General features: G+C 37.0%; 21 protein-coding genes. 6 read left to right on the top strand and 15 right to left on the bottom strand.

Translation table 11 applies throughout. The annotated features are described in order from the left end of the window. Window positions 1–24: 24 nt before the first annotated feature. The 5 genes from hppD to DBR39_RS02305 all read right to left on the bottom strand — a co-directional run bounded on the left by hppD (window position 25) and on the right by DBR39_RS02305 (window position 6905). Window positions 25–1155 carry a 4-hydroxyphenylpyruvate dioxygenase gene (gene hppD / locus DBR39_RS02325; RefSeq protein WP_124530680.1) on the bottom strand — a complete coding sequence of 377 codons (1131 nt, stop codon included), beginning with the start codon at window positions 1153–1155 and terminating at the stop codon, window positions 25–27. Window positions 1156–1392: 237 nt separating this feature from the next. After that, window positions 1393–2184: a hypothetical protein gene (locus DBR39_RS02320; RefSeq protein WP_124530679.1), complete on the bottom strand. Its 792-nt coding sequence runs from the start codon at window positions 2182–2184 to the stop codon at window positions 1393–1395. A gap of 139 nt (window positions 2185–2323) precedes the next feature. After that, a complete protein-coding gene (locus tag DBR39_RS02315; protein ID WP_124530678.1) occupies window positions 2324–3598 on the bottom strand; it encodes an acetyl-CoA hydrolase/transferase family protein in 1275 nt (424 codons plus the stop codon). A 211-nt stretch (window positions 3599–3809) separates the two neighbouring features. Further along, complete coding sequence (locus DBR39_RS02310) at window positions 3810–5321, bottom strand: succinate CoA transferase (RefSeq protein ID WP_124530677.1); 1512 nt, start codon at window positions 5319–5321, stop codon at window positions 3810–3812. Between the two features lie 432 nt (window positions 5322–5753). Next, a complete protein-coding gene (locus tag DBR39_RS02305; protein WP_077414097.1) occupies window positions 5754–6905 on the bottom strand; it encodes a homogentisate 1,2-dioxygenase in 1152 nt (383 codons plus the stop codon). Window positions 6906–7028: 123 nt separating this feature from the next. On the opposite strand from DBR39_RS02305, the gene DBR39_RS02300 reads away from it, so the two are divergent. After that, window positions 7029–9095, top strand: coding sequence for a TonB-dependent receptor plug domain-containing protein (locus tag DBR39_RS02300; RefSeq protein ID WP_185147116.1), 2067 nt, complete (start codon window positions 7029–7031; stop codon window positions 9093–9095). Continuing rightward, the gene (locus DBR39_RS02295; RefSeq protein ID WP_228447749.1) at window positions 9092–9556 is read left to right on the top strand and encodes a thioredoxin family protein; all 465 of its coding nucleotides are present in this window, start codon (window positions 9092–9094) and stop codon (window positions 9554–9556) included. The genes DBR39_RS02300 and DBR39_RS02295 overlap by 4 nt, the downstream gene beginning before the upstream one ends. Window positions 9557–9946: 390 nt before the next feature. Here the strand turns inward: DBR39_RS02295 and DBR39_RS02290 are convergent, their stop codons facing one another. Then, window positions 9947–10417 (bottom strand): cupin domain-containing protein, encoded by a 471-nt coding sequence (locus DBR39_RS02290; protein ID WP_124530676.1) that lies wholly within the window; start codon window positions 10415–10417, stop codon window positions 9947–9949. Between the two features lie 3 nt (window positions 10418–10420). Beyond that, window positions 10421–11410, bottom strand: coding sequence for an NADP-dependent oxidoreductase (locus DBR39_RS02285; protein ID WP_124530675.1), 990 nt, complete (start codon window positions 11408–11410; stop codon window positions 10421–10423). Between the two features lie 129 nt (window positions 11411–11539). On the opposite strand from DBR39_RS02285, the gene DBR39_RS02280 reads away from it, so the two are divergent. Next, a complete protein-coding gene (locus DBR39_RS02280; RefSeq protein WP_103231610.1) occupies window positions 11540–11923 on the top strand; it encodes a winged helix-turn-helix transcriptional regulator in 384 nt (127 codons plus the stop codon). A gap of 291 nt (window positions 11924–12214) precedes the next feature. Here the strand turns inward: DBR39_RS02280 and DBR39_RS02275 are convergent, their stop codons facing one another. From DBR39_RS02275 to DBR39_RS02260, 4 genes are all read right to left on the bottom strand, one after another. Further along, window positions 12215–13069 (bottom strand): glycine betaine ABC transporter substrate-binding protein, encoded by an 855-nt coding sequence (locus tag DBR39_RS02275; RefSeq protein WP_124530674.1) that lies wholly within the window; start codon window positions 13067–13069, stop codon window positions 12215–12217. Window position 13070: 1 nt separating this feature from the next. Beyond that, the gene (locus tag DBR39_RS02270) at window positions 13071–13898 is read right to left on the bottom strand and encodes an ABC transporter permease (protein ID WP_076356605.1); all 828 of its coding nucleotides are present in this window, start codon (window positions 13896–13898) and stop codon (window positions 13071–13073) included. Window position 13899: 1 nt separating this feature from the next. Continuing rightward, window positions 13900–15150: a glycine betaine/L-proline ABC transporter ATP-binding protein gene (locus DBR39_RS02265; RefSeq protein ID WP_124530673.1), complete on the bottom strand. Its 1251-nt coding sequence runs from the start codon at window positions 15148–15150 to the stop codon at window positions 13900–13902. Window positions 15151–15690: 540 nt separating this feature from the next. Then, window positions 15691–16056, bottom strand: coding sequence for a DUF1304 domain-containing protein (locus DBR39_RS02260; protein WP_124530672.1), 366 nt, complete (start codon window positions 16054–16056; stop codon window positions 15691–15693). A gap of 64 nt (window positions 16057–16120) precedes the next feature. Here DBR39_RS02260 and DBR39_RS02255 point away from each other — a divergent pair, with 64 nt between their 5' ends. The 3 genes from DBR39_RS02255 (at window position 16121) to DBR39_RS02245 (ending at window position 17639) form a co-directional block, all read left to right on the top strand. Next, window positions 16121–16693, top strand: a complete 573-nt coding sequence (locus DBR39_RS02255) for a Crp/Fnr family transcriptional regulator (protein ID WP_124530671.1) — start codon at window positions 16121–16123, stop codon at window positions 16691–16693. 63 nt (window positions 16694–16756) lie between these two features. Then, complete coding sequence (locus DBR39_RS02250; RefSeq protein WP_228447748.1) at window positions 16757–17188, top strand: DoxX family protein; 432 nt, start codon at window positions 16757–16759, stop codon at window positions 17186–17188. Between the two features lie 7 nt (window positions 17189–17195). Continuing rightward, the gene (locus DBR39_RS02245) at window positions 17196–17639 is read left to right on the top strand and encodes a carboxymuconolactone decarboxylase family protein (protein ID WP_103234818.1); all 444 of its coding nucleotides are present in this window, start codon (window positions 17196–17198) and stop codon (window positions 17637–17639) included. A gap of 443 nt (window positions 17640–18082) precedes the next feature. On the opposite strand, the gene DBR39_RS02240 is transcribed toward DBR39_RS02245, so the two are convergent. The 4 genes from DBR39_RS02240 to DBR39_RS02225 form a co-directional block, all read right to left on the bottom strand. After that, window positions 18083–19051 (bottom strand): cyclase family protein, encoded by a 969-nt coding sequence (locus tag DBR39_RS02240; protein WP_124530669.1) that lies wholly within the window; start codon window positions 19049–19051, stop codon window positions 18083–18085. Between the two features lie 171 nt (window positions 19052–19222). Then, entirely contained in the window at window positions 19223–20206 is a 984-nt protein-coding gene (locus tag DBR39_RS02235) for an aldo/keto reductase (RefSeq protein ID WP_109738687.1), read from the bottom strand. 220 nt (window positions 20207–20426) lie between these two features. Next, the gene (locus DBR39_RS02230; RefSeq protein WP_228447747.1) at window positions 20427–21179 is read right to left on the bottom strand and encodes a type 1 glutamine amidotransferase domain-containing protein; all 753 of its coding nucleotides are present in this window, start codon (window positions 21177–21179) and stop codon (window positions 20427–20429) included. A gap of 1 nt (window position 21180) precedes the next feature. Next, window positions 21181–21468, bottom strand: a complete 288-nt coding sequence (locus DBR39_RS02225) for a putative quinol monooxygenase (protein ID WP_124530668.1) — start codon at window positions 21466–21468, stop codon at window positions 21181–21183. Between the last annotated feature and the right edge of the window lie 2 nt (window positions 21469–21470).

Below are 21470 nucleotides of genomic sequence, written 5' to 3'. Positions count from 1 at the left end.
AAAACTTATATTTTTAACGTAAAATTAAAGATTACCTCTTCTTTCTTGCTCTCTCTCCAATGCTTCGAATAAAGCTTTGAAATTTCCGGCACCAAAACTCTGTGCACCGTGTCTTTCAATAATCTCGAAGAATAGAGTAGGGCGGTCTTCTACAGGTTTAGTAAAGATCTGTAGTAAGTACCCTTCTTCATCATGATCAATAAGTATACCTAAGCTCTGAAGTTTTTTAAGATCTTCATCAATATGACCCACTCTTTCAGGCACCATATCGTAATAAGCTTCTGGCGGAGCAGAAAGGAACTCTACACCACGTTTTTTTAGTTCAGTTACGGTGTGGATAATGTCTTTCGTAGCCACAGCGATGTGCTGTACACCTTCACCTTCGTAGAAGTCAAGATATTCTTCTACCTGAGATTTCTTTTTACCTTCTGCAGGCTCATTGATAGGGAATTTTGCAAATCCGTTTCCGTTTGACATTACTTTAGACATCAATGCAGAATATTCTGTATTGATCTGCTTGTCATCAAAAGAAAGAATATTCACAAATCCCATTACTTTTTCATACCATTCAACTGTTGGGATCATTCTGTTCCAGTCAACATTTCCTACACAGTGGTCTACGTATAGTAAACCTGCTTCTTCAGGCTTATAATCACTTTCCCACTTTTCATATCCAGGCATAAAAGCTCCGTTATAATTTTTTCTTTCAACAAACATGTGAATGGTTTCTCCATATGTATAGATTCCCGACATTCTTACCTCACCATGCTCATCAGTTAACGTTACAGGCTCTAAATAAGGTTTTCCACCTCTTTTAGTTGTTTCTTCGAAAGCTGCATAAGCGTCATCTACCCAAAGTGCCAAAATTTTTACTCCGTCACCATGTTTTTTTACATGCTCACTGATAGGAGAATCAGACTTCAATCCGGTAGTTAATACCAATCTGATTTTTCCCTGTTGAAGCACATAAGATGCACGGTCTCTTACTCCTGTTTCAGGACCGGCATAAGCTACAGACTGAAAACCGAAAGCGGTTTTGTAATAATGGGCAGCCTGTTTTGCATTTCCTACATAAAACTCAATGTAATCTGTACCGTTGATCGGTAAGAAATTTTCTGCTTGAGCAATTTTCTCGGCAAATGTAAGTGTTGACATATTTTCTCTTTTACTTTTATTTTATTGGTATGCAAATTACAAAATTCTTAGATATGGCGAAAATATTCCCTTGTATTCATTGAATATATTTAACATAACGTTAAAGAAGAGTTTACTTAAGTATATTTAAGTTTCTTACGTTTAAAATCGTCTTCCTACATTTGTAATACAAAATACAAGTGAGAAAAAATGTTTCGAAACATGAAAGCCGTAGAGATTCTCTACGGCTTTTTATTTTTAGACTGTTTCAATTTTCCTGTTGAGCATACCGGCATCGGGATTATAGTTATCCCATATCTTCCAGGTATTGTCTATTTTTCGGATGAAATAAATCTGAGTACTCAGCTGATTAACAAAATGTTCCTCTCCCGTTTCTCCTACTTTTAGCAGTAGATTCCAGAACTCCTGAGACTCAAGTATTTTTTTATCTGGTTCATCAGTGACAACCTGAATGTCAAAAACTTCATAATTGGATCTGTTATTTTTGGTAACCAGATGGAAGTCTTTATCACACAATTCTTTGCTGAACTGCGAAACCCTTTCCAAGAATGGAGAGTCATCAAAAACCAGATCTTTAAAAAGTTTGGTATTATGATTGGGAAACTGTTTACAGAATTCAAAAGCTGTTGCACAGTAGTCATACACCATCTGTGTAAGATAGGACTGATCATCAGTTTCTTCATCGTTCTGTTTCTTGTATCTTATAGAAAGGATATAATCATTAAGATCCTTGTACCCTAAGAAAATACAGATCTTGTCCAGGGTTTTTAAAAACCTGAGATCATTATGTGTTTTGTCCTGGTAATCGTTTTCAAAAAATCGCTGAAGGGTGACATGGGAAATGGTATTTCCAATTTCAAATTTTTTTCCTCCTTTCAGTTCCTCAGCTTCAGAGAGTTCATCTTTAATAATTTCGGAAAGAATAATATAATGGCTTCTTTTCCATTCATTCACATTCCCCAAAACAGAATTCCTTACCTTAGAATGCTTTACAACTTCTTCTCGTATCGAATTATATATAGTTTTCAATTTCCTTGTTTTTGAAAGAGTTTTATCAAAAATACTGCCAAAATATTAGCGCTTTTTTATGATTTCACGGATGCCGGTTCAAAATATGTTTTACCGTTTCAGACGTAAAAGTAACTTAAAAATTCTTATGTTTTGATTATCAATGTTTAAATCTTTCAAAGGCGGCTCTCTCCAGCATTTCTCTATCGTCCGGATGGGCAATGCTGATGAGCTCCTGCGCCCTCTGTCGAAGATTCTTTCCATAGAGATAAGCCGTTCCGTATTCGGTAACAACATAATGGATATGACCTCTGGTTGTTACTACGCCTGCTCCCTGTTTAAGGAAAGGAACAATTCTTGAAATTCCTTTTTTCGTTCTGGCGGTAATGGCTATGATAGGTTTTCCTTCATCACTTAAAGCTGCACCGCGCATAAAGTCCATTTGTCCTCCGATTCCGCTGTACTGCATCGTTCCGATAGAATCAGCACAAACCTGTCCCGTAAGGTCTATTTCAATGGCAGAATTGATGGCTACCATTTTTTTGTTTCTCATGATATTGATCGGGAAATTGACCTCACTTACATCCCTGAAGGCAAATACAGTATTGTCATCCACATAATCATAGAGTTTTCTGGTTCCAAAACAGAAACTTGTAATGGTTTTGTTATCGTTGTACCCTTTGTATTTGTTGTTGATCACATCATCCTGGATCAGGTCAATAACTCCGTCACTCAGCATCTCTGTGTGGATTCCCAGGTCTTTGTGATTGGTAAGACATTTCAAAACTGCATCAGGAATGGTCCCGATGCCCATCTGAAGGGTAGACCTATCTTCAATAAGTTCAGCCACATTTTTTCCTACAAGCATTTCTTCAGCGCCTACTTTTGAACCATAATCTACTGTTGGAAGTTCTTCCTCATGCCAAACCAGTTTATGAATTCTGCTGATGTGGATCATACCGTCTCCGTGTGTTCTGGGCATTCTGGGATTCACAATGGCAACAATAATCTTTGCAGTATCCACAGCTGCTCTCGCGATATCTACAGAAGTTCCCAATGTACAGAAACCGTGTCTGTCAGGAGGGGAAACCGTAATAATTGCTACATCCAGAGGCAGGATGTTCTTTCTGAATAAAATAGGAATTTCGCTTAGGAAGACCGGTACAAAGTCTCCTCTGTCGGAATTTACTGCATCACGCACAGGAGTAGAAACAAATAAAGAGTTGATGAAAAAACTGTCTTTGTATTCCGGCTTTGCAATTTCCACATTGCCCTGCTGGGTAATGGAAACCATTTCCACATTTTGCAAACGATTAGACTGTCTTGCCAGCTCATCAATCAGGTAATTGGGAGTACATGCACTGCCGTGAAAAAAGACACGGTTTCCACTTTTTATGGTATATATTGCTTCTTCTGCGCTGATGTAATTATTCATATTTTGTTCTTTTTAAAGGTGTTCAGAGTATTTATATTGTTCATAAAATACCTCTTCTTTCAAAGATAATATTTATAATAACACCGATTTCAAATATCTTAACTATAATAGAAAGACTTTTGTCATGTGGAGCAGATTTGGATAAATCTAAAAATAAAGGACTAAATACCTTGGCATTCAGTCCTTTTCTTTATACTATTTGATGAAATTTTTAATTGGAAATTTCAACTGTTGTTTTCTGCTTCATACTTCCTGTTTCGGAGAATCTCAGATGCCAGCTGAATGCTTCCTGTAGCAAATGAGGGGTATGACCTCCTTTTTCGCAAGCTCTGTCGAAGTAAGATTGTAATTCTTCCTTATAATCGGGGTGAACACAATTATCAATAATTTTCTGTGCTCTTTCTCTTGGTGCCAATCCTCTTAGATCAGCCAATCCGACATCTGTTACCAGAATGTCTACATCATGTTCTGTATGATCGGTATGAGAGACCATTGGAAGGACATGGGAGATATTGTTGCCTTTTGAAGCAGCTTGGGTAACGAAAATACTTAAATAAGCATTTCTTGCGAAGTCTCCGGAACCTCCAATTCCGTTCATGATTTTTGTACCTCCGATATGGGTAGAGTTTACGTTTCCATAGATATCGAATTCAATAGCAGTGTTGATGGCTATTACTCCTAATCTTCTGATCAGTCCCGGAGTATTGGAAATATTCTGAGGTCTTAAAACGAACTTGTCTTTATATTTTGAAAGGTTTCCCAGGACTCTCTCATAGCATTCCTTGGAAACGGTAATGGATGAGGCAGAAGCAAAACTTAATTTACCGGAATCTATCAGATCAAAAGTACTGTCCTGAAGGACTTCTGAAAACATCGTCAGGTCATAAAAGTTACTGTCCTTGAATCCTGTAAGCACGGCATTCGCTACTTTACCAATACCAGCCTGAAGCGGAAGTAGTCGATCTGTAAGTCTTCCTAAAAGTACTTCATTTTCAAAGAAACCAAGAAGGTGTTTGGCAATAGCGGTTGTTTTTTCGTCCGGTTCTGCAATATCGGCAGGACTGTCCTTAAGGTTGGTAAAAACAATAGCTTCAATTTTATCAGGATCCACAGGAATACTTTTTCTCCCGATTTTGTTCCATGGGGCTACAATAGGAATAACATTTCTGTAAGGATAATCTTCTGCCTGGTAAATATCGTGGATTCCGTAGACTTCTTCAGGAACTTCCGTATTGATCTCGATGATCACTTTTTTAGCCAAAGCGGCAAATGTCACTGAATTTCCCACAGAAGTGGTAGGAACAATACTTCCGTCTCTTTCAATATAAGCAGCTTCGATAATTGCTACGTCAATGCTCTGAAGATTTTTAGTGTGAAGAAGTTCGGCACTTTCGCTTAAATGCTGGTCGATGAAGAGAATTTCTCCGCTGTTGATCTTATTTCTTAAGATAGGATCTACCTGGAAGGGCATTCTTTTCTTTAAAACATTAGCTTCGGCCAGTTTTCCGTCGGTACCATGGCCGAGTGAAGCTCCGGTCATCAAAGTGACTTTAAGGTCTTCTGTTTTTCCTCTTTCAGCGAGTGCCGGCAAGATAGCCTTGCTGTCACCTGCTTTTGTAAAGCCGCTGGACCCTATGGTCATACCGTCTTTAATGATTTTTACAGCATTTTCTGCTGTGGTTACTTTTTGGCGTAAACTTTCTAATCTGATTCTTTCTAACATGTAATATTGATTTTGTTTTAAACCACCATTACTTAGGATGCGTTATGAAAAATAATGATGGTCAAATATGTTAACCATACCTTACAAATTTACGAAAAAAGACGCTTTAAATAAAGGATTTAAAGCGTCTTTTGTATGTATTCAGTAGTACTTTTTGATATGAACCTGATAGACTTTTTACTGTTAAATAAATCTATTAGAACTTTTCACTACAAAAGTCACAAAGATTTATACTTAAACACTTTAGTTCACTTAAGAAAGTGTTCAATAATGCCATATAAAGTACACATTAGAAGAAAATCTTTGATTTTCAAAAACTTTAGTGCTCTTTTGAAGCAAATAGAATTCACTTTATAAAGCCTAATTGTTTAATCTTTTGTGACTTTTATGGTTGATATCAAAAAGTTAAAACTGTTTTGGTTCTGGAAATAATTATTCCAGCCATGAAGTTTTGTAGGAAGGATCTTCCACTTTTAAAGCTTCTTCTGTAATTTTTAAGGGACGGAATGGGTCTACCATTACCGCATATTCTTCTGTGAATTTTTTACCGATACTTCTTTCCATCGCTCCTGGGTGGGGTCCGTGTACGATTCCGCCTGGGTGAAGGGTGAAGTCCATCAGATCAATATGATTACGGCTCATGAAATCACCTTCTGTATAGAATAGTACCTCATCAGAATCAATATTAGAGTGATTATAAGGTGCCGGAATAGCCTGCGGATGATAGTCATACATTCTTGCACAGAATGAACAAACTACGAAATTGTGTCCTTCAAAATTCTGGTGCACCGGTGGCGGTTGGTGAATTCTTCCCGTAATAGGCTCGAAGTTTTTAATATTGAATTTATAAGGATAAAAATATCCGTCCCAGCCTACCACATCAAACGGATGTGTGGCATAGATAAAATCCGTAATCTGGTTTTCTTTTTTTACTTTGATTAAGAATTCTCCTTTTTCGTCAATAGGTTCTTTAAAAGCAGGAGCAATCATATCTCTTTCGCAGAATGGAGAATGCTCCAAAAGCTGCCCGAATTCATTTCTGTATCTTTTCGGAGTATAAATAGGTGAGTGGCTTTCCAATACAAAAAATACAGTATCATCAGACTTCAGCTCTACCTGGTAGATTGTTCCTCTTGGAATAATAAGATAATCTCCGGTTACAAACTCAAGATCTCCTACAAATGTTTTTAAAATCCCTGTTCCCTGGTGAACATATAAGAGCTCATCACATTCCGCATTTTTGTAGAAATAATCCATTGATTTTCTTGGTTTTGCCAATCCCATTTTCAGATCATTGTTCATCAAAAGGATTTTTCGGCTGTCCATGAAATCATCTTCAGGAGTAACATTCATCCCTTTGAACATTCTTGGGGCGATGTTTTTTTCCACAGCTATTTTGGGAGTAACATCTTTCGGCTCACCGATAGATTTGATCTGTGTAGGGCGGTGGATATGATATAACAGAGAAGAAATACCATGGAAGCCTTCTGTACCGAAGAGCTGTTCATAGTAAAATTTATCTTCTGGAGACTTAAAGATCGTATGTCTTTTTGGTGGGATATTTCCCGCTAGATGATATCTCATTTTACTTTCATATGTAGTTTCTCAAATTTAATCATTTTTCATGAATTGGCTCAATCAATATTTTTTCCATAAAGTTTTGTATTTAAAAAATAATTGTTAGATTTGTCTAACAATTTTAATTTCATGAAGCGAATATTATTTTCTATTACTTTTTTATCATCATATTGTTTTGCCCAGGAGACAGACAGCTTAAGTTTACAGCAGAACAAAAGCATTGATTCTGCAAGAGTTACCAAAAGAGAAATCAAGACGAGTAACATAGAGGATGTAGTGGTTACGGGAACCATAAAACCAATGAGTAGATCAAAAAGCCCGGTAGCGGTTGAGATCTACAGTCAGAAATTTTTTCAGAAAAACCCGACACCAAGTATTTTTGAGGCTATTGCGATGGTAAATGGAGTAAAACCTCAGCTGAATTGTTCTGTGTGCAATACAGGAGATATTCATATCAACGGATTGGAAGGGCCATACACTATGATCCTGATTGATGGAATGCCGATTGTAAGTTCTCTTTCCACGGTATATGGACTGAGCGGAATTCCGAATAGCCTGGTGGATAGAATAGAAGTGGTAAAAGGTCCTGCATCTTCCATTTACGGTTCTGAAGCAATGGGAGGAGTGATCAATATTATCACCAAAAATGCACTGACGGCTCCCAAGCTGAGTGTTGATCTGATGACAACCGGTTGGTTTGAAAACAATGTGGATCTTTCGACCAAATTCAATGTAGGAAAGAATGCAGCTTCATTATTAAGTTTAAATTATTTCAGCTTTCAAGAAAGAATAGATCAGAATAAAGATAATTTTACAGATGCTACTTTGCAGAGTAGGATTTCTGTCTTCAACAAATGGAATTTTAAAAGAAAAGAAAACCGCCAGGCAAGTTTCGCTTTAAGATACCTGTATGAAGATCGTTTTGGGGGAGAAATGCAATGGAACAAATCTTTCCGTGGTAGTGATCAGGTCTACGGAGAAAGTATTTATACGAACAGGGCAGAGGTTTTCGGATTGTACGAGTGGCCTATGAAAGAACATATCGTGACCCAGTTTTCTTACAATTACCATGACCAGAATTCGTTTTACGGAACCAATCCTTTCAATGCCACACAAAAGGTAGCTTTTGTTCAGACCTATTGGGACAGAAGTTTCGGAAAACACGATATCACGGCCGGACTTACTTTTAAAAGAACATTTTATGATGATAATACACCGGGAACTTTAGCGCCAGACGGGATCACAAATGCACCGATGAAGTCTCCGATCTGGGGAGCTTTTATCCAGGATCAATGGGAAATCAATGAAAAAAACACTTTGTTGCTGGGATACAGATATGATTATGATAAAGTACATCATTCTATTCATTCACCGAGATTCGCATGGAAGTTTTCCCCAAACCCATATCACACCCTGCGTTTCAATTTCGGAACAGGATTCAGAGTTGTCAATTTATTTACAGAAGATCATGCAGCATTGACAGGCTCCCGGGAAGTGGTTGTAAAAACAGACCTGAAACCCGAAAGATCTGTCAACGGAAACCTAAATTATATCTGGAAAATTCCTGTAGGAAACCGAATGGTGAATCTTGATGCTTCTGCATTTTATACCTATTTCAGCAATAAAATTGTAGGTGATTTTGATTCTGATCCTACTAAAATTATTTATGACAACCTGCATGGATATGGAATTTCGAGAGGAGCTTCATTGAATGTGGATTTTAGTTTTCAGTTTCCTCTGAGTGTCAATCTGGGAGTGACTTATCTGGATGTCTATCAAAAATTTGATAATGAAAATCAGAAAACACAGCAATTGCATGCTCCAAAGTGGAGTGGAACTTATAACCTGACGTATAAATTTCCGAACAATCTGACGGTAGATTTTACCGGACAGTTTTACGGACCGATGCGACTTCCTGTTTTAGTAAATGACTACCGCCCGGAATATTCACCATTCTATTCTTTGGCCAATATTCAGGTGTCCAAGAGTTTCAAATCAGGATTTGAGGTGTATTGCGGAGTGAAAAATTTATTCAATTTTACTCCTAAAGACCCTTTGATGAGACCGTTTGACCCATTTGATAAACATGTCGATGACCCTATCAACAATCCCAACCATTATACATTTGATACCGCATACGGCTATGCACCCATGCAGCGTATCAGAGGATTTCTTGGGGTAAAATATACCTTATGATGAAAAAAATAGCTTTATTTTTAATGTTAGTGCCCTGTTTTTATCTGTCTCAGATGAAGACAGGCACTTTTTCTGATCTTGAGGTTCAGCAAAAAGAAAATCCGAGGCCGGTTGTCATTCATCTTTATACCGATTGGTGTGCCGTTTGTAAAATTGAATCTTTTCGCTTGAGTAAAGATAAAGAGCTGGTCAATATATTAAACGATCATTTTTATTTTGTCAATTTCGAGGCAGAGAAAACGAAGGAGAAAATCCATTTCCAGAATCGGGAGTTTGAATATCTGCAGAATGGAAATTCCGGAATTCATGAGTTGGCGCTTGCTTTGTCTAAGAATAAAAATCAGCCTGTGTATCCGTTATGGGTATTCCTGGATAAGCATCAGAATTTGGTCTATTATCAGGAAGGGCAGATGACGCCTGAAAAAATGAAGCAGAAACTGTTGGAAATTTCGGCTTTGTAATCGGATGGTTTTGGTTGGAAAAACGCAAAGGCGCAAAGTTTTATTTTTCCTTAATCCGTTTTTAAGTCGCAAGGATTTTCTCTGCGATAAAATTGAATACTGTTTATATTTTATTTCCCGCAGATTGCACAGATTACGCAGATGTTTATGTAAAATCTGCGTGAGTTTTTTTATGTTTCTAAGTTTTGTTGGAAAACGCGAAGGCGCAAAGTTTTTCTTTTTTTATCCGTCTTTAAGTCGCAAGGATTTTCTCTGCGATAAAATTGTACATTCCTAATACTTTATAGATCATTTTTTGCTGAAAATCTTTGATTTTCTTGCGTCTTAAAAATAACATATAATTTATTCTTCTTTGCGCCTTTGCGTTTTTCCAACAAAATAAATTTTAATTTAAATCTCTGCATCGATCAAAACCGCCAGCTGAATAGAAGGTTCATCAGAGCGGTTGCTCCATGCATGATTAGTCCCTCTTTGAATGACAATATTTCCAGGTTTTAGAAGAGTTTCTCCTTCTTCCATGATGAGGTAGAGTTCGCCGGAAATGATGATGATATAATCCAGTGTCGGAGTCTGATGCATCATGGGATGAGGCTCATTTTTCTTCCATTCAACCCCTAAATCTTTATCGGGAGGAACGACTACATATCGAAAGTAAGTGCCATTTTTAGGAGTCTGTGGAAATCCTGTGTTGGGAATTCTGGTCTCAATGTCTAAGCTTGCCGGCATTGTCTGCGTATTCCAAACATCTGAAATGATAAGTCCCGGAAAATGCTCCACTGCATTTTCTACCTGCTGGTCTTCTATAATGATAGATTTTCCGTCTTTAATTCCTGTTACGATTCGTCTTGGTATTTTGTTCATAGATTAATGTTTCATGATGAGTTTATGACCTTGGGTCTGATTGTTTTTTAAAATAGAATGTGCCTGCAGAACGGTTTCCAAAGAAAGATTTCCTATTATCTTATGCTGAGGTGGGGTAATAGTTCCGGTTTCGATGAGGCTTTTTATTTCAAGTAGACTGTTTTTGTAATACTCATATTTTTTGATCATTCCATAAGTATAATTGGAGATATTCATAATCATGCTTCCTTTGTTGAAAAGGGTTTCATGAGCGTCTTTGGTGACTAAAGCAGTTACATCTACATAAGTTCCGTTGATCTTCAAAACTTCTGCAGTCACTTCTGACATGTAATTTCCTACCAGATCAATCCCAAACTCGAAAGGTTGATTATTATTGGCTTTTAAAATGTTTTCAATAAGGTTTTCTTCTCTGTAATTAATAATCTGATGATCCTTTAGTCCCATATTGAGAAGAACCCGTCTGTTTTCTTCACTGCCAACAGTTGCTGTGATCTGCCGGATATCATGAGCTAATAAAAGTTTGATTAAAAATGAACCGACTCCTCCGGTTGCACCTGTTACAAGAATGGTATTTTCGGGATTTAGTTTCAAACGGTTAAAGATCTGCAAAGAAGTAAGTCCTACCGAAGGAATGGAAGCCGCCTGTTCAAACGAAATATTCTTTGGTTTCAACGAAACAATGGATTCAGGGACTGTTATATATTCTGCATAAGTCCCATTGCTTCCCATGGAACCGCTGCCACAATAAACTTCGTCACCAATATTAAATTGTGTCGCTTCGGGACCTTTGTCAACTATAATTCCCGATGATTCTCTTCCCAATATCGGGGAACTGATCAGTTTTCTTTCGAGTTCGTTTTCAAGCATCTGGTAATCGATAGGATTGAAACCGCTTGCTTTGATCTGGATTAAAACTTCATTGCCTTTGGGTTGGGGCTGCTCGGCAAAACCATCTTCCAGTTTTCCGTTTTTATTTAAAATAACTGCTTTCATACGTAGATATTTATATTTTAGAAATCATGCAATTTCATACGTTTAATTTGATACACAAATGTAAAGAGGGAATAGTTTATATTTGCTACTAGTTAACTAATGGTAACTAGTTACCTTCATGAAACTATTATGGCAAAAATCATAGAAAACGGCATCGAAAGAGAAGCAAACTGTACAGAAGAATTGTTCGCAATGCGTGACAGCCTGGATGTATTGGGAGGAAAATGGAAACTGATGATTTTACGATATCTGACGAACAGACCGGATCAGATGATTCATTTTAAAAAACTGGAACGCAGTATTGAGGGGATTTCCGCTAAAATGCTGAGCAAAGAATTAAAAGAACTGGAAACTAATCTCCTGATCACAAGAACCATTCAGGATACGAAACCCATCACGGTAACGTATGCGGTGACAGAATATGGGAAATCTGTATTTCCTGTAACAGAAACATTAGTCAATTGGGGAATAATCCATCGGGAAAAAATTAAAGAATCAATGGGATCGTTATGAGATATTGGAAAACGCAAAGACGCAAGAATTTTGCTTTAAATATGTCTTAAGGCGCAAGGATTTTATCTTTGATAAAATTTAGTTCTGTTGAATTTAATTGAAACAAACTTGCTGAAAATCTTTGATTTTCTTGCGCCTTAAAGCAGTATGTTATTAAATTTCTTTGCGCCTTTGCGATTACTAATAAATATTGCTTCATAGAGAAAAGATCAAATAATCTATGTTGATGAAAAAATCCTCAGACTCATGGAGAGTTGAGGATTTTAAGTAATACCAAATTGTATCGTTATATTAATTTTTATCCAGCCATAATTTGACCAGTTCAGAGTGGTCTTCCACCCATTCCTTAGCGGTGGCTTCTTTATTTTTACTCTGTTCCATTTTCATTAAAAGATCAGACATCGTTTCATCATCAAAATGGACTTTGGAAAAGAATTTGGCTAAATCCGGATGGTCTTTACCAAAGCTTTTTCTGGAATAGGTTTTAATCTGTTCTGCTTCACCAAAGATCTTTTTGGGATCGTCAAGAAACTTAAGCTTCATTTTACCAAACATCCAGTGGGGCTGCCATCCTGTTACCACAATCCATTGTTTGCGTTGTATGGCATTCTGTAACTCGGTGATCATGGCAATGGTAGAGGAGTTGATCTGTTTATAATCCAGTTTATAATCAATAATAGCTTTATCCGTTCCGGTTGTTAATCCGGCTCCTTTCTCAATTCCAATGATTCTATGTTCGAATTGCTCCTGATGTTGATTAAGTTCTTCAATGGAATGCACCGGAACGTATTCCGGAACGACCAATCCTATACGGCCGTTGTTGTAATTGGTTCCAAGATGAACTAATCCCGGAAATTTAGCGAGTTTTTTAGCGTGCGTGTATGGAAGCCATACTCCCATGAAAAGATCTGTATCTTCATTGTTCATCGAAGCCAGAATCATATCTGTAGAGGCTTTTTGGATAATAACATGATATCCCTGCTGGTCCAAAATGGCTTTAGCAACGTGGGTCATCGCAACATCTTCCGCCCAGCCATCTACCATTCCTATGGTGATGTATTTAGAGTTTTTTATATTTTCACACGAATTTAAGGCAGCAAATGCCACTATTAAAAAGGGAAAAAATAGATATTTTAATTGTTTCATCTTATTGTTTTTTCTTTACAAATCCCTGGGTAATCCGGTCAAGGATAATGGCTAAAATCACAACGGATAAACCACTTTCAAATCCTAATCCGATATCCAGATTATTAATTCCTTCCAATACTTTTTCACCTAGACCACCTGCAGCAATCATTCCTGCAATAACAACCATGGATAGGGATAACAGTATGGTTTGATTGATCCCTGTTAAAATCGTTTTCATGGCTAAAGGAAGTTCTACTTTAAACAGAATCTGGCGGTTGGTAGCTCCAAAAGCTCTGGCTGCTTCTACGATATCTTTCGGAACGGCTTCAATTCCCAATGTTGTTAATCGTACCGCAGGCGGCATTGCAAAAATGATGGTTGCAAAAGCTCCGGGTACTTTACCGATACTGAAAAACAGTACAGCTGGAATCAGATAGACAAATGCAGGCATTGTCTGCATTAAATCCAGTAAAGGGCGGATAATTTTTGCGGCTATTTTACTTTTGGCAGCCCAAATTCCCAGAGGGATAGAAATAATAAGGGCCGTAATGGTTGCTACAAAAATAAGGGCCAGGGTTTCCATGGTTTCTTTCCATAATCCCATTAAAAATATTAAACTTAGTCCGGCTGCCGTGACAACAGCGATGCCTTTTCCGGCTTTCCATAATGCCAGCAACGTAAAAAAGAGAATGATAACATAAAAGGGAGTGTGTACCAAAACCCATTCAATTCCCATAATAGAAGAGTTTCCCACGTGTTTTATGACATCAAATACAGGTTTTCCATTTTCTGTGAGCCAATTGATTGCAGTTTCTACATATTGACCTATATCTATAGTTTTATTCATCTTATTGATTGTTTGCGATTTCTTTTAATTCAATGATCTCTTCTTCGTTAAACTTAGTAGCTTCTATGATGAGAGATAATTGAGTGATAAGACCTAAAAATTTATTGTTTTCGTCTACCACGGCGATAGCCGATTTATTTCCTGAAATTAACGGTAGCATTTCTTCTACAGTAACTTCCGGATAGACTGAAGGAACATTGCTGTTGATAATTGATTCTACCGTAGGTTCTTTCTTTTTTGCAATTTGAACGACATCATTAAGGGTCACAAACCCCAGAAATTTATTTTGAAAATCTACAACAGGTAAGTTTTCCAATCCTGTTGCTCTCATTTTTCTTAAAGCTCCTTCAGGACCGTCTTTTCTGAAACGTACCACCGTAGCTTTGTCGAACATCAAAGATCTGGCGGTGATAATTGTTTTACGATCCACTTTCTCTACAAATGCTTTTACATAGTCGCTTGCAGGATTAGTCAAAATGTCTTCCGCTGTTCCTATTTGCTCTATGACACCATCTTTCATAATAACGATACGATCACCAATTTTAATGGCCTCGTCCAGGTCATGGGTAATGAAGACGATGGTTTTTTGCAATGTATTTTGGAGCTCAAGCATTTGATCCTGCATTTCAGATTTTATCAAAGGATCCAGTGCGGAGAAAGCTTCATCCATCAGCAGGACTTCAGGATCGTTGGCCAAAGCTCTTGCCAATCCTACTCTCTGCTGCATTCCTCCTGAAAGTTGGGAAGGATACTGATTTTCGAAACCATTCAATCCTACAATGTCCAGTGCTTTCTGTGCTTTTTCATCACGGGAAGCTTTGTCTTCTCCTCTGATTTCCAGCCCGAAACCGGCATTGTCTAAAATAGTATGGTGAGGCAGCAATCCAAATTTTTGAAACACCATACTCATTTCCGTTCTTCTTACTTCCAGAAGTTCTTTATTGTTTTTACTCGTAATATCATCGTCATTGATGTATACTTTTCCTGAAGTGGGCTCATTCAGCCTGTTAAGACAGCGCAGTAAAGTAGATTTTCCACTTCCTGACAATCCCATGATGACAAAGAATTCACCTTCATAGATTTCAAAGCTTGCTTTGTTGATTCCTATGGTGCAGCCTGTTTTTTCAAGAATTTCCTTTTTGGAAAAACCTTTGTCTAAAAGTTCCTGTGCTTTCTCTTTGTTTTTACCAAAAATAATAGTCAGATCTTCAACTTTAAGTTTTACTTTTCTACTGTTTTCATTTTTTTCCATATTCAGATTTTTTTTAATTAATGGTATAAAAAATTGTACACCAATTCATTATACCCCATTTTACGTTGTTGTTCTGGTGATGACGATAGCATAAAATAATCTACTAAGCTTCTTATCATGATAGAAGCTTTTCACAAAAAAATAAAGCCACAAAGCATCTAAGCTTTATGTTTATTTTAAATATTTCAATAGATTATACTCTAGAAAAAGAGTGTATCGTGTAAAAAGAACTTAATCTTTTACATCGATTCTACAATTAAATTACTGATGAAGTAATTACGGATATGTGTACTGAACAACTTGAATTTCTGCACCTCATCACAATGCAGGTCAATATAAAAAAACTGTGTATCAATCTTTTATGACGATGCAAATTTACGAATTTTATATTAAATGGATTTTTTGAGCCGTAAGAAGCTGGTTTTAAGTCTTATGAAGGAAGGAGATATTCATGGCAATTTTTCCCTTATCATAAAAGATAAGAGGGTATTGATCATGTAAATATTTTTAAGAAGATCTTTAAAAATAGGGACAATGAAATTACTTTAGTAAAATGGCAATAATGGCCAAGATAGCGGGCAAAGCCTGAACGAAAAATATTTTTTTAGTCGCTGAAATAGCTCCATAGATTCCTGCTACGGCTACACATCCTAAAAAGAAGAGTGCTACATTCGTTTGCCATTGCGGATCTTTAATCAGAAATGACCAGATCAATCCGGCAGCCAGAAAACCATTGTAAAGGCCCTGGTTAGCGGCTAATCCTTTGGTGGGTTTAAACATTTCCGCAGGAAGAGCAGCTTTAAAAACTTCTTTTCCTTTTGTTTCCCATGCAAACATTTCCATCCAAAGAATATAAATATGTTCCAGTGCAACGACTGCGATCAGAATTTTAGCAATGATTTCCATGATTCAATATTTTCTCATTGTAAAACTAAAAAAATAAAGTTAAGTTTGGTTACTAAATTTTACAATGGAAACTTTCAAAGCACATTTAGATAAATTCATTACGGTCAATGACAAGGAATTTGCTTCCATCATTTCTTTTTTTCAGGTTTTAAAAGTGAAAAAGAAAGAAAACCTGATGGTTGAAGGTGATGTTTGTAAGTTGAAGTATTTTGTTTTGGAAGGATGTCTGAGAAAGTATTTTGTCAATGAAAAAGGAGTAGAACAAACCACGGAGTTTGCTATCGAAAACTGGTGGATGTCAGATACTTTTGCTTTTGAAAAACAGATGAAATCAGGCTTTAATATTCAGTCTGTAGAAAATTCCAAAATCTTAACCATTGATTTTCAGTCTCAGGAACTTCTATTGGAAAAGCATCCCATTATGGAACGTTATTTCAGAATGGTATATCAAACAGCGTATGCTGCTGCCGAAAAAAGAATCCGTTATATTTATGAGATGACAAAAGAAGAATATTATGTGCATTTCAGTACGTTGTATCCTTGGTTCATCCAAAGAATTCCACAATACTTAATTGCTTCCTTTTTAGGTTTTACGCCAGAATATCTGAGTGAAATCAGGGCAAAATTACGTTCTTAAACCAGTTTAAGATTTTTACGGATCAGAAACCGGAAATTTGTCATGTTATTAAAAGCCAATACAATGACAGATACAAAAAATCAATTTCCGCAGCTATTTTTAAGACTTGCTCTTGGGGTAACCATGCTTTCTGCAGTGGCAGACCGATTTGGGTTATGGAGCAAAGAAAACTCATCATGGGGAAACATGGCCAGTTTTGAAGAATATACAAGACAGCTGACGTTTTTTCTGCCGGAAGCTTTAAGTACATTTTCAGCATATGCCGCTACCTTTTTAGAAATCCTTTTTCCTCTGATGCTGATTGTAGGATTTAAAACTAAAATTGCTGCTTACGGAAGTAGTCTGCTGCTGTTGATTTTTGCCATATCCATGACCATTGCATCAGGACCAAAAGCTCCATTGAACTATTCTGTTTGGGTGGCAAGTGCTGCGGCTCTTTTATTGGCCGTTCAACAACAATATTCTTTAAGTATAGATCAATTAACCAAAAAATAATAATATAATGAGCGCAAGATTAAATATTGCAACAGTAGACTCAGCAGCGTATAAAGCGATGCTTGGATTGGAAGGATATCTACAAACAATTTCATTGACACACATTCAGAAGGAACTGATTAAGATCAGAGCTTCACAGATCAATAAATGTGCTTTTTGTCTTGATATGCATACAAAAGATGCCATCAAATATGGGGAAACCCCTCAAAGAATTTTTATTCTGAACGGATGGACAGAAGCAAAAGAATTCTTTACAGAAGAAGAGCAGGTGCTTTTGGCGATGACAGAGGAAATTACATTGATAAGCGACAAAGGATTAACTGAAGAAACATATCAAAAAGCAAAGTCGTTTTTTGATGATAACCAGATTGCACAGATTATTATGGCTATTGTAACGATCAATGCATGGAACAGAATTGCAGTGAGTACTCATCTTCCGGTTGGAAAATAAGGAAGACTGCATTATCTACGGATATTTACTTTATTTAACAAAATGGCCTTTCAGTTTTGAAAGGCCATTTTAATGCAAGAAGCAAAGTGACAGTGTAACACGGTTTGGGTATTAATTCTAAAAATAAATCTAAAGGTTAATTTTATTTTTTAAACCGGAATTACATTGTCTCTCCGTTTCTCGGATATAAAAGTTGTTTGAATTTTACCAAACCACAAAAGTCACAAAAGGTTTCATCTTAAAACACTTGAGTTCATTTAAGTAAGTTTAAAATGATACCGCAGAAAAGTTCACACAAGATGAAAATCAAAGATTTTCACAAAACTTAGGTGTACTTATTACGCATAAGGCCTGATTCTGAAAAAACTTAAATGTTTAAAACTTTTGTGTCTAAAGTAATGAATATAAAAGTTTAAACAACCTCATACTGTAAGTATTTTAAATTAATAAATTGCGACAGGATTCACATTCACCTGAGTAGATCCTACATACAGAGGCTGTCCCAGTACGAATAAAAACTCCCAGACTTTTTGCTTCACCAAAGGACGGCTGTCAATCAGCTCCAGATTATAGATTCCTTTTTTAGCGAGCATAAACTGATTGATTGGAAATTCTTCTTTGGTTTTCGGATTGGGATACACTTCAGAAGCCCAGGTGTCTCCACCAAAAGCAACAATTCCCTGATCGGCAAGCCATTTTGCAGCTTCCATTCCTATTCCCGGTTCTGTTTCCAGAAACTGTTTGTTGTCTTTACCAATCAATTCAAGCCATCCCGTATTGAAAAGAATGACATCTCCTTTTCTTAGGGTAAGTCCCTGTTTCTTTAAAACAGATTTGATGTCTTCTACAGTAAATTCTGTTCCTCCGGGTACAATTGATTTTCCATAATGAGCAGTCATATCAAGGACTACACCGCGGGTAACGAATGGCGGTACTTTTTCAACACCCAGCTTTTTTACGCCTTCTACGGTTACAAAATCTGTTGCTTTATTTCCGTTGTAATACGTGTTGTCAATACCAATGTGCCCGATACCGTTAAGCTGTGTTCCCACTCCGGTCCATCCATTGACCAATTCATCATTGAAGGTGAATTTATTGGGGCCTATGCTTTTCCCTCCCTGTTCTCCAGGCTGAATATTGTATAGATTGAAGCTTCTGTGTCTGAAAGCCGGAAGGTTTTTATCAATAGGAACAGCAAGTGCTAGCGTTTTACCATGTTTTACCAGTCCTAAAGCCTGTTTTACAACTTCCGGAGTCAATAGATTGGCAGCTCCGATTTCGTCCTGTGCTCCGTAAGCAGAAGGATACCATGATTGATCTTCCGGATTGACAAGCGTTTGAGCTTTTAATGTAATGCTGTTTAAGGTCAATAAAGTTACTAACCCGAACATTTTGATCAGATTCTTTTTCATTTTCTATGATGTTTAGGGGAAGGAGGCTGGAAGATGGGAGAGGGAAGTTTATGAAGTCTGATACAAGCAAGGTTCTGTTTAAATTAAATCTTTATTGAATCAGATAAATGCTATTAGTCAAAAGGCTGATAGTAATTTCCTCCTCCTTCTTCCATCTTCCAGCCTTTATATTTAAATTTCGCTTAAAGCTGAATTGATAAAGTTCAATTCTTCCTGTGAAAGGTCAATAGACATTGCTTTTGCGTTTTCGATGGCTTGCTGTGCATTTCTTGCTCCTGCCAATACGACTGTAATTGCCGGCTGCAGCGTAGTCCATCTTAAAACCAGCTGAGAAAGGCTGGCTCCTTTTTCCTGTGCAATAGGTTCAATTTTTTCTAAGAAAGTTTTTACCTTATTCAAATCAAACTGTGAAAAATATCCGTTTCTGTGATCGTTATCTTTTAATTGAGTTTCCTTGAAATATTTACCGGTCAAAAGACCTCTTTCCATAGGGCTGTACACAATAATTCCTGAATTGTTTTCCAAAGAATAAGGAACAAGATCGTTTTCAATGGCTCTGTTCAGCATACTGTAAGAAACCTGATTGCTGGCAAGCTTTAAGGTTCTGTTGGCTTCTTCCATCTGGGCTACACTGTAATTACTTACCCCTGCGGTACGGATTTTTCCTTGCTGGATCAATAATTCCATTGCTTCCATTGTTTCGCAGATAGGAGTTGTACTGTCTGGCCAGTGAAGCTGTAAAAGGTCAATATAATCTGTTCCTAATCTTTTTAAACTTTCTTCAACTTCTTTGATGATGTTTTCCTTAGAAGCTACTTTATAGACCGGAATCGTTTTTCCTTCGTCTTCAGCATCAAAGAAAAACTCTCCTTTTCCGTTGTTGCTTCCGTCCCATACCAGCCCGAATTTTGTTAAAAGCTGAATTTTTGAACGGTCTTTTCCTTTAATGGCTTCCCCGATCATTTCCTCACTCAATCCGAAACCATAGAAAGGTGCCGTGTCGATAGAAGTTACTCCATGATCCAATGATGCGTGAATAGAGTTGATAGAGTCCTGTTTTTCATTACCTCCCCACATATTACCTCCGATAGCAAAAGCACCGTGTGTGATTGTTGATAATTCCAAATCAGTGTTTCCTAGTTTTCTATATTCCATTTTGTTTGTTTTAAAATTGATTGTTTTTATTTACCACCCCGTCAAACCTTTTATTTGCTAAAATGTCATTCTGAATGAAATGAAATGTAATGAAGAATCTCAGATGATTGATTGTTAATGAGATTCTTCCTTCGTCAGAATGACAAAGTCCAAATAATTTGATTGTTGAGATAATCTCAATCAGTTTATCGATTATTTTGTTGTGGTTGAAAATTGACTGTTATTTCTTTAATTCTTTTAAAATTGCTTCTCCAACGCTTTTTGCAGACTGTGGATTCTGACCTGTGATCACTCTCTGATCTGCAACAACATGATTCTGCCAAAGTCCCGATTTTTCAAATTTTGCCCCTCTTTCTTTCAGTTTATCTTCCAATAAGAAAGGAACAACATTTGTCAGTTTTACTTCAGATTCCTCTTCATTGGTAAAAGCATTGATTTTCTTTCCGTCTACAAGATATTTTCCGTTATTCAGTTTGATATTCACCAAACCTGCCGGACCATGACATACCCCTGCTACAATACCTCCGTTTTCATAAATTTTTGAAGCGATATCTGCCAGTTCCGTATTATCTGCAAAATCCCACATAGCTCCGTGTCCTCCGGCATAAAAGATGGTTGAATATTCTTTTGGATTTACCTGCGAAGGTGTCATAGAATGATCAATCTTGTTCTTATATTCTTTGTTTTCCCAGAACTCTTTGTTTACAGGATCTTTCAAATCAAATCCATCTACCGGAGGAGTTCCGCCTTTTGGGCTTACAAAGTCAATTTCATATCCTGCTTGGTGAAGAACTTCCCACGGGTGAGAAACTTCTCCCAAATAATATCCTGTATCTTCACCAGTGCTCCCTTTTTTATCATGACTGGTTACGACGAATAAAATTTTCTTTTTCATATTTTTTGATTTTTTGGTTTGTGCCTGCATGAATCCTATCGTGAAGATAGCCAGCATTAAAAACGCTAATTTTTTCATATTAAATAATATTGGTGGTATAAATCTGTGGTTTTTCCTGAAGCTTTTCATCTACCAAAGCTCCGAATGCCTGGATGTAAGGCTGCTGATTATGTTGAGCCAATCCTTCCGCGCTTTTCCAGATCTCGTAGAAAACAAATTCGTTTTTGTCTTCAATTCCCTGATGAAGGTTGTAAAGCTCACAGGCTTCTTCCTTTCTTGTTTCTTTTACCATATTCTGAAGAACTTCCAATACTTCTGACTGATGTTCTTCTTTGGCTTTTATAATGGCTGTAAGGTGAATTTTCATAA

It is taken from the genome of Chryseobacterium sp. KBW03, from assembly GCF_003852415.1.
GTDB lineage: Bacteria > Bacteroidota > Bacteroidia > Flavobacteriales > Weeksellaceae > Chryseobacterium > Chryseobacterium viscerum.
The sequence above is the reverse complement of the archived record's forward strand: the minus strand, read 5'-3'. Positions and strand labels throughout refer to the sequence as shown.